This window comes from Nocardia sp. NPDC004260, assembly GCF_053603155.1.
This window is the reverse complement of the sequence record NZ_JBSGEZ010000042.1, coordinates 64258-70449: the sequence shown is the minus strand read 5'-3', so window position 1 is coordinate 70449 and position 6192 is coordinate 64258. Positions and strand designations below refer to the sequence as shown.

Below are 6192 nucleotides of genomic sequence, written 5' to 3'. Positions count from 1 at the left end.
CCCCTTATGGCTCGCGTGTGCGCGACCGCCGCTTGCTCCTTCGTCGCCTACGCGGCGGCCGCGCACGCGCGAGCCGGGCCGCGAACGGAACAGGCTCGGTCTCGCTTCGCTCGAAACCTGTGGTCGAGGTTGTGTGGTTGTGTCGGGGGGTGACGTCGTTACCAGGGGTTTCGCGGTTGTCGCAGGGTTGATTTCCGTGGGGTGGCATCGTTGCGGCTGCTGTGCCGGTTCTATTGAGCTTGCGTGGTGCGTGCTCGGTGTCGCGTCGCTCGGATCCTGTGGTCGAGGTTGTGTGGTTGTGTCCGGCGGTGACGTCGCTACCAGGGGTTTCGCGGTTGCCGCGCGGCCTCGAGGTCCTCGCTGGGGGCATCGCGGCGCGGCGTGTCGGTTCGACCGCGCTCGAAGGTTGGGCTGGTGCTCTTACGTTGGACAGGGCGGGGCCTCGTTGGCGGTGGCGGGGCGCTGATGGTGGCGTCTTGTCCGGGCCGTCGCTCGGATGCGGGATGGATCGTGAAGCTGCGATCGGGCGGGTGCCGAAAGGAGTCGGGGCCGTTGTCAGCGGGTGAGGCGGCCGCGGAGGGTGGCGGTGGTGAATTCGGTGGCGGCTATGCGGAGGCGGTGGTGGCGGGGGACTACCGCGCGGTGGTCGAAGACGGCGTAGTCGCTGCGCTCGATGTGGTGCAGGATGTCCGCGTAGAGGGTGGCCGCGGTGCGGATGGCGGGGCGTACACGCGGTTCGAGCAGGTCGAAGCCCGGTTCGGCGCGGCGGTAGAGGTCGCGGTTGACCGCGATGAGGTGGGCGAGGGCACGCCGGACGCGCGGATCGGTCCGGCCGGTGCGGCGACATTCGAACAGCAGGTCGTCGTCGACGCCGAACGCGGCGAGGGCGTCGGCGGGCAGGTAGACACGGTCGCGGTCGAGATCCTCCGCGACGTCGCGCAGGAAGTTGGTCAGCTGGAACGCCTCGCCCAGCGCGGCGGCGGCGGGCTCGGCCGCGGACACCGGGACGACCGTGCCGAGCACCGGCAGCAGCTGCAAGCCGATCGCGGCCGCCGAGCCGCGCATGTATTCGCGCAGCTGCGCCATGGTGGCATAGCGATTACGGAACGCCGGGGCGCCAGGCGCGTCCATTCGCATGGAATCCAGGAACGTCCAGAAGTGCTGCGCGGCAATGTCGTAACGGTGGATGGTGTGGGTGACCGCCGCCAGGACGAGGGCGCGCGGCCGCGGGCCCGATTCCCAGCTCCGGTCGTTCTGCCGGTCGGCGGAAGAAGCGTGCGGTGCGCCGCTCGCGCTGCCGAGGCGCGATTCCAGTGCGGCCCGCAGGTCCCGTTCGATCAGATCGAGTTCCGCGGCCGGGTCGCGATCGTGTGCCGCGGCGGGACGGCCCGCCCGGTCGACGACGTCGTCCACCATGCGCGCGAACGCGTACAGCGCGTGCACGGCGGGTCGTCGTTCGGCCGACAGCAGCCGGGTGGCCAGGAAATAGGTGCGGCCATGGGTGGCCGCGATCTGCCTGCACTCGCGGTAGGCGAGCGGGAGCAGCGCGGAACCCGGTAGGCGGTCCTCGGTCATGGGGTGGCGGCGGGCGAAGCGGTGGCCTCGCCGGGCGTGGCCGCGACATTGCCCGGCGGCGTGGCGCGCAGACGCAGCGGGTCCACCGTGCGCAGCGACAGCGCCGCCACGACCGCGGCGAAGGTGGCGGCGACGACGTGCCAGAAGTTGTACAGGCCGATCGAACCGTCCGGCTGGAAGACCAGCATGAGCCAGGTGCACACGCCGACCAGCGCCATCAGCGTCGTGGTGGACAGCGCGAACCCGGCGGCCAGCGCCAGCGGCCATGAGTAGTACCAGGGCAGTGCGGCGGGCGACAGGATGACGATCGCGACGAACGCGATAAGGATGCCGAGCACCGCCTCCCGCTCGCTGTGCCGGAACCGCCACCAGGTCCACGCGAGCAGCGCGACCAGGGCCAGCGCGCACATCGCGCGGGTCACCTCGAGCACCGATTCCAGCCGCAGCGGCGTGATCCAGGTGACGGCGTGCGCCATCACGGTCGGCAGCGACAGCCAGTTGATGATCTTCTTGGACCCGGACAACGCGGTCAGCCAGCCGATGCCGACGCCCGCGATGGCCGAGGCGGCGACGAAGACGACCGCGAAGACGCTCAGACCGAGCCCAGCGATCTTGCCGAACATGAGTGCGGGATGCGGCATGTCCTCGGTGGGCTCCGCGGCGTCGCCGGGTTGCTCACTGGCGGGCAGGTGCGCCGGGTCGCGCCCGACCCGCTGCGCGGCGCGGCGTTCGCGTTCGTGCAGCATCCAGATCCAGACCAGGAACGGCAGCGCCACGCCCGCGGTGGCCTTGATGGCCACGCCGATGGCGACGACGACGATGCCCGCCACATGGTGGCGCTCCAGCACCAGCGCGATGCCCGCGCACATCAGGCCGACCATCAGCATCTCGTTGTGCACGCCGCCGATCAGGTGGATGAGCACCAGCGGGTTGAGCACCGCCAGCCACAGCGCGACGGTCGGCTTGCCGCCGAGGTGCTTGGTCAGATACGGCACCGCCCACATCATCAGCGCCAGTCCTGGCAGCATGACCAGCCGCATCGCGATGGTGCCCGCCACCACGTTGTCGCCGGTCACGGCGGTGATCGCGCGCCCGAGCAGCAGGAACACCGGGCCGTACGGCGCGGTGGTGGTGGTCCACACGGGGCTCACGTTGTCCAGCAGCACACCGGGATTCGCCACCGGACCGACCTGGTAGGGGTCGAAGCCGTCGCGCAGCAGCGCGCCCTGCGCGAGGTAGGAGTAGGCGTCGCGGCTGAACATCGGCACGGCGAACAGCAGCGGCGCGATCCAGATGCCGACGATGGCGCGCAACTCGTTCAGCGTCACCTCGGCGTCGGTCCGGTCGCCCGTGCCGATCGTGGCGCGCCCCAGCCGGACCCACGCGGTGACCATGAGCAGCACGCCGATCCAGATGCAGATGGTCGACAGCGCGTAGCCGTGGCCGAACCGCAGCCAGGACAGGTGCATGGCCTCGAGCAGCGGGTCCCGCTTGCGGACGCTGCCCGCGCCGAACCCGCCGAACATGATCATGATCGCGCCGAAGAAGCCGAGCAGTGCGGCATGGCCCTCCGGGCTTCTGGCGAAGTCGGCGGAGGTGCGGACCCACCACAGGACACCGCGGGGGGTGGCCGATTCGCGACCTGCGGAGGCGGGCGACGAGGAGCGGATGTCACCGGCGGAGGCGGCCTCTGCGGTGCGCGTTTCGGGGGATGCCATCTGGTGTCGGTCCCCCCGAATGGTCGGCGGTCGCAACCGCGAGCGAATAGGTCGGCGCTTAGTTTACGGCGTCGCCTCGAACACTATCCGGCTGGTGCGCGGGGTTCCAGGCGAAGTGGGCGCGATCGCGCAGGCAATACGGTTTGCCGCCAGTTTTCCGGAGAGCAGAGCGGTCGGCACGCCCACACCAGGAGTGGTGCCGCAACCAGCGATAACCACGTTGTCGCTGAAACGCGGGAAATTGCTCGGCCTGAAGGGACCGGTCTGGCGGAAGAGGTGGGCGGCGGAGAACGGAGTGCCCGCGAGCATGCCGCGGTCGAGCCACGTCCGCGGTGTGTCGAGCCGGTCGACGGCGAAATGCTCGGCGATGCCCCGATAACCGCGCGCTTCCAGCACGGCGAGCAGCTCGCGGAGATAGGCGGGGCCCAGACGCGGCCAGTCCAGCGGCGCCGCCGAAAGATTCGGGCACGGCGCCAGCAGGGAGAACGGCTCGTGACGTCCGTCGGCGCGTTCGATGAACAGGCTCGGATCGGTCAGCGCGGGCCGGGTCAGCAGCAGCGAGGGGTCGCTCATCAGCTTGCCGTGGCCCCGGCGGGCCGTGATCTCCGCGAATGTCCGGTCCCAAGCCTGCCCGAACTCGATGGTGTGGTGTGCCTGCACCGGCCAGTCCGCCGCGACGGCGGCGGGGACGGTGCCGTGCGCGACGACCGCCGACGGCGAAGCGCGCAGCCCGCGCCGGGGCCGCACGCCGAGCCGGTCGAGCGAGCCGAGATCGGCGGTGAGCACCAACGCGTCACAGTCGAACGAACGCCCGTCGGCGGTGCGGGCGCGCCGGGCCCGGCGGTCCGCGTAGTCGATCCCGACCACTTCGGCGTTCAGTTCCAGCGTGCCGCCCGCCTCGGTGAACGCCTGCGCCAGCGCAGCGGCGATCGCCCGCATGCCGCCCTCGGGGAAATACACCCCGAGCGAGGTGTCCATGTGCGGGATCGCGCCGTACACGGCGAGCGCCCGCGCGGGCGGCATGCCCGCGTAGAGCGCCTGGAAGGTGAACAGTCGCGCCAGGCGCGGGTCCCGCAGGAACCCGCGCACCCGGGGACCGAGCCTGCCGAAGCCGCCGAGTCGCACCAATTCGGCCAGGGCGCGGCGCTTCTCGGGGACGCGCACCATATCCAGCGGCGAGTCGAAGTTGGTGTCCATGAACTCGGTGAACTCGGCCGCGTAGACCCGCGCCAGCCAGGCGCGCAGCCGCCGGTATCCCCGTGCCTCGGCCGGGCCGCAGGCCCGCTCGACTTCCGCGGCCATCGCGTCCGGATCGGCGAAGACCCTGATCTCGGCGCCGTCGGCGAACCGGGCGTGATAGCCCGGAGCGAGCTGGTGGATGCGCAGCGGCGGCACGCAGGTCTCCGGGGCGCGGCCGACGGCGGCGAGCGCGTCGGTGATCAGTTCGGGCAGCGTGAGGACGGTAGCGCCGGAATCGATGTCGTAGTCGGCGCCCCGGTAGCGTCCGACCCGGCCACCGGGGTGGTCGGCCCGCTCGAGCAGCGTCACCGTGCGACCCGCACCGGTCAGATACAGGGCGGCCGAAAGCCCGGCCAGTCCCGCACCGACCACCACGACGCGATCGGTCGGTCCCGCAACGGTTCTCATCGGAGTCTCCTCGCCGTAGCGCTCACGCGGCGCGCTTGGTGGCGGCCAGCGCCATGGCGCGCAGCCGTTCCTTGGCCGCGGGCGTCGCCGAGCTGGCCTCGATGGCCGCCAGGCCGGTGCCGGTGAGTTCGGTGATGCGCCGCTCCACTTCGTCGACCGCGCCGAGTTCGACGAGCAGCGCGCGCAGCCGCTGCACCTGCTCCGCGCTCAGGTCGGTGCCGATGCTCGAGCGCAGCAGCGCGGCCGCGGCGGGATCGGCGTCGTCGGCGCGTCGCAGCGCTTCGGCCAGCAGCACGGTGCGCTTGCCCTCGCGCAGGTCGTCGCCGGAGGGCTTGCCGGTGACCGCCGGATCGCCGAACACGCCGAGCAGGTCGTCGCGCAGCTGGAAGGCGATCCCGATCGCGGTGCCGAACTCGCGGTAGGCCTCGATCAGCTCCCGACCCGCGGCGGCGATGGCCGCGCCGAGGTGCAGCGGGCGTTCGACGGTGTAGGCGGCGGTCTTGTAGCGGTTGATCCGCAGCGCGGCCTCGACCGATTCGTCGCCGCCCGCCTCGCCGCTGATGTCGAGCAGCTGGCCGCCGAGCACCTCGGTGCGCATGTCGGCCCATACCGGCGCGAACCGGGCGATGGCCGCGGGTGCGAGGCCGGACGCGTGCACCATGTCATCGGCCCAGGACAGCGCCAGATCGCCGATCAGGATGGCCACGCTGGCGCCGAAGTGCGCCGAGTCGCCGGACCATCCGCGGTCGCGGTGGCGCTGCTCGAAGTCGACGTGCACGGTGGGGAAGCGGCGGCGGGTGCGGGAGGAATCGATGATGTCGTCGTGGACCAGCGCGCACGCCTGGACGAGCTCGAGCGCGGAGCACGCGGTGAGCACCGCGGCGGCGTCGGGGGCGTGCGGATCGCCGCCTGCGCCGAGCCAGCCGGTCCACGCGAACGCGGGCCGGGTGCGTTTCCCGCCGCGGAGCACGAACTGCTCGAGTGCGTCGGTGGCCTCGACGAAGACCGGGCCGAGACGCTCGGTCGTCGAGCGGCGGGTGGCGAAGAAATGGGTCAGGGCGTCTTCCACGGCGGTGACGAAGGCGGGGGTGCCCGGCTGCGGCACCGCTGGGCGCGGCGTCTGAGTACCGGTTGCGGCGGACAGAGGAGCCTCCAAGGTCGTGCGAATGGTGGACGCACGGGGTCGCGGAGGGTGCCCGGGCGCTGCGAATGATTCGGGACCGAGCGAGGAGCGGTCGCGCGTGTCGCTCGG

At 71.7% G+C, this 6192-nt stretch carries 4 protein-coding genes; all 4 read right to left on the bottom strand.

The genetic code is table 11. The features are described from left to right. Positions 1-555 precede the first annotated feature (555 nt). Positions 556-1575, bottom strand: coding sequence for a phytoene/squalene synthase family protein (locus tag ACWEO7_RS23685; protein ID WP_452426167.1), 1020 nt, complete (start codon positions 1573-1575; stop codon positions 556-558). Continuing rightward, on the bottom strand, positions 1572-3293 hold the full coding sequence (locus tag ACWEO7_RS23680; RefSeq protein ID WP_452426165.1) for an alpha-(1->6)-mannopyranosyltransferase A: 1722 nt from the start codon (positions 3291-3293) through the stop codon (positions 1572-1574). The genes ACWEO7_RS23685 and ACWEO7_RS23680 overlap by 4 nt, the downstream gene beginning before the upstream one ends. A gap of 63 nt (positions 3294-3356) precedes the next feature. Continuing rightward, positions 3357-4940: a phytoene desaturase family protein gene (gene crtI, locus ACWEO7_RS23675; RefSeq protein WP_452426163.1), complete on the bottom strand. Its 1584-nt coding sequence runs from the start codon at positions 4938-4940 to the stop codon at positions 3357-3359. 22 nt (positions 4941-4962) lie between these two features. Next, complete coding sequence (locus ACWEO7_RS23670; protein WP_452426161.1) at positions 4963-6096, bottom strand: polyprenyl synthetase family protein; 1134 nt, start codon at positions 6094-6096, stop codon at positions 4963-4965. Between the last annotated feature and the right edge of the window lie 96 nt (positions 6097-6192).

Coding starts and splice junctions, on each gene's coding strand:
- crtI (WP_452426163.1), bottom strand. CDS start 4,940: ATGAGAACCGTTGCGGGACCGACCGATCGCGTCGTGGTGGTCGGTGCG.
- ACWEO7_RS23680 (WP_452426165.1), bottom strand. CDS start 3,293: ATGGCATCCCCCGAAACGCGCACCGCAGAGGCCGCCTCCGCCGGTGAC.
- ACWEO7_RS23685 (WP_452426167.1), bottom strand. CDS start 1,575: ATGACCGAGGACCGCCTACCGGGTTCCGCGCTGCTCCCGCTCGCCTAC.